3 protein-coding genes are annotated in these 2,792 nt (G+C 42.6%); 1 reads left to right on the top strand and 2 read right to left on the bottom strand.

Translation table 11 applies throughout. The features are described from left to right. Positions 1 to 655 (bottom strand): UvrD-helicase domain-containing protein (locus LD39_RS19300; protein WP_035552045.1); only part of this gene is annotated, 655 nt, incomplete at its 3' end. 124 nt (positions 656 to 779) lie between these two features. Between LD39_RS19300 and LD39_RS19295 the strand changes: the two genes are divergently transcribed. After that, complete coding sequence (locus tag LD39_RS19295; RefSeq protein WP_035552043.1) at positions 780 to 1,883, top strand: NADH:flavin oxidoreductase; 1,104 nt, start codon at positions 780 to 782, stop codon at positions 1,881 to 1,883. A gap of 51 nt (positions 1,884 to 1,934) precedes the next feature. On the opposite strand, the gene LD39_RS19290 is transcribed toward LD39_RS19295, so the two are convergent. After that, on the bottom strand, positions 1,935 to 2,645 hold the full coding sequence (locus tag LD39_RS19290; RefSeq protein WP_035552041.1) for a PAS domain-containing protein: 711 nt from the start codon (positions 2,643 to 2,645) through the stop codon (positions 1,935 to 1,937). Positions 2,646 to 2,792 lie beyond the last annotated feature (147 nt).

Below are 2,792 nucleotides of genomic sequence, written 5' to 3'. Positions count from 1 at the left end.
AAACAAGCCGGTCCTGCCATTTTTCAAGCACTTCCTTATACTGTTCAAAGAGAACGAAGACAAAATTAATCAAATCATCAAAATCCAATCCGTACACACGCTTCTGTTTTTTCAAATAGCGTTGGATGATCTGACTGTCCATATCCCCCGAATCTTCTACAGCAGGCATTTCTCCCCGCAGTATCATTTGCTGCACATAATGGGTATTTCCTTTTAAGATACCAATCTTGTCCAAGATTCGCTTGAACGTTTTATCGTTCATTTTCAACTCCATATCTTCAAAGATTTCTCTTAATAAAATCTTTTGATCTTCCACGTCCAAAATCACGAAGTTTTTCGGGTAAAACAAGCGGTGGATATCTTCCCTCAGTACACGCACACAAAACCCATGATAGGTCGTTATAAAGCCGGTATCCTGTTCTCCTCCGACCAATTTCTTCACACGCCGGCGCATTTCATGTGCCGCTTTATTCGTAAAGGTCACCGAGAGCATATTGGAAGGGTCAACGCCAAGTTCATTGACAATGAAAGCATAACGATGCGTCAAAGCTCTTGTTTTACCGGAACCGGCACCGGCAATGACACGAATATACCCTTCTGTCGATACGACCGCTTCTTGTTGTGATTCATTCAAACCGTCCAATAGTTCCTCCATTCCAGCCCTCACCTTTCAAAGAACATTTGTTTGTATTATAGCACATAGAGACGACTGAAAAACCGATTCTTTGGTTTAATAAAAATGCCTCGTGGATATGAAATGAGAGAAGGAGATGTTAGAAATGACTGAAGAAAATAAACCACTATTTGATCAGCAGAGCTTACAAAACTTAACGTTTAAAAACCGCTATATTGTTGCACCAATGACAAGAGTGAGTGCAGCGAATAACGGGATAGCTAATGAAAGAATGAAGCAATATTATGAGCGCTATGCCAAAGGCGGGTTCAGTGCGATCATTAGTGAAGGTGTCTATCCTGATGAGCAGTTTTCTCAGGGCTATCACAACCAGCCAGGACTCGCTAACGAAGACCAAAGAGACGCTTGGAAGCCCATCGTTCGCGGTGTCCATCAGCATGGCACGCTATTCATCGCGCAATTGATGCACGCAGGTGCCCAGTCACAGGGGAATCCTAATGCAAATGACAACATTGCCCCTTCCCCTGTGTCACCTAAAAATGACAAAATTTCCTTCTATGGCGGGCAGGGACCTTTTCCTACTCCAAGGGAAATGACCCATGAAGATATGGAAGATGTGAAGCAGTCTTTTGCCCGCTCTGCCAAACTGGCTAAAGAAGCCGGCTTTGACGGCGTAGAAATCCACGGAGCGAATGGATATTTGCTCGATCAATTCATTACGGATTATTTCAATCAACGTCAGGATCAATATGGCGGAACAACAATCAATCGCATCCGCTATGTATTAGAAGTGGTCAAGGAAGTGCGAAAGGTGGTCGGCCATGACTATATGGTAGGTATCCGTATTTCACAAGGTAAGGCTTCTGATGGGGAACATCGATGGGCACTAGGAGAAGCCGATGCAGAAACGATTTTCGGTGAACTTGGCAATTCTCCGCTTGATTATATTCACGTCACCGATCAGTCTGGTTTTGGGAAAGGATCGATGTCAATGGCCGAAGCTGCTAAGAAATTCAGCGGACTACCTATCATCGCAAATGGGCAACTGCAAGATTCAAAAAAAGCCGCATCGCTCATTGAACAACAGCAGGCAGACTTTATCAGTTTAGGAACGAGTGCCTTACAAAACCCGGATGCCCCCAACCGTCTCCAGCACGGCTATGAGCTGGATAGCTTTGATTTCCATTCCATCATGCTTCCTCAAGCGGAAATCAAAGATCATGAGCTTAAGAAAGAAATCATAAAATAATCGAAAAAACCTCCACGGAAACAAACGATTCCGTGGAGGTTTTTATTTCAATCATCGTTTTAAAAAATAGCTGGCGGCTTGTTCCAAGTCTAAAAACGTACGGACATGTTCGATCCGAATACCGGCTTTCGTGACCTGTATAACAAAAGAAGGCCTCAATCCAACTAAAGCGACCTCCACCCCAATCAACCTTAGAGTCATTGTCAATTTCTCGAGTAAAATTGGCCATCCTGGATCCATTTCAGTTACAGAAGAAAGATACAAGGCGAGCTTCATTACTTGTTTCTCCTGACAGACACGTGGAACTCGTTCAAGTAGAGTGATTTGGAGATCTTCACTGTAAAGGGGCGGGAGATGCAGCAGAGCGCATCCACTCGAAATCTTCAAGACATTGACGGTCATTTCTTCAATGACCTGTCTTTGTTGTTTCTTTAATTTTTCGAGTTGAGACCTATCGGAAAGACGGTAATATACATACGTCTCACCATTTTCATATAGCAGCCTCTTGTGTAGCTGATAAAAAAATTCATGTTCTTGATATACAATGCTCACACAATCTCTTGCTTCCTCAGCTTCTGCCTCATCTTGCCCAGATGGAAACCGTGAATTCAGAAAGTCTAAATGCTCTCTCATCTTTTTTTTGGAATCAGCGGATAAATGAAATAAACGCCCATATGCCAGGTTCATGTAGACAACTTCTTGTTTCTCGTCTGTGATCAAGATACCTTCTTCTAATGAATCCATTGCATCTTGCAAAATCACAACCGATCCCCCCCTATGATATCTCTTACTTTCATTATGGGGTAACCGGTTAGAAAATCAAGAGAAATAGACATAATTTTCTGTAAATTTAAAATATAAGAAATCCGGTTCTCTATGCTTTTTCCATTTTGTTGACTTCCGGGAGAA

Origin of the sequence: Halobacillus sp. BBL2006, from assembly GCF_000786645.1 — a bacterium.
In the GTDB taxonomy this organism is placed as follows: domain Bacteria; phylum Bacillota; class Bacilli; order Bacillales; family Halobacillaceae; genus Halobacillus.
The sequence above is the reverse complement of the archived record's forward strand: the minus strand, read 5'-3'. Positions and strand labels throughout refer to the sequence as shown.

Excerpts from the sequence above, each read along its gene's own strand:
- LD39_RS19295 (WP_035552043.1), top strand. The coding sequence starts at position 780 with ATGACTGAAGAAAATAAACCACTATTTGATCAGCAGAGCTTACAAAAC.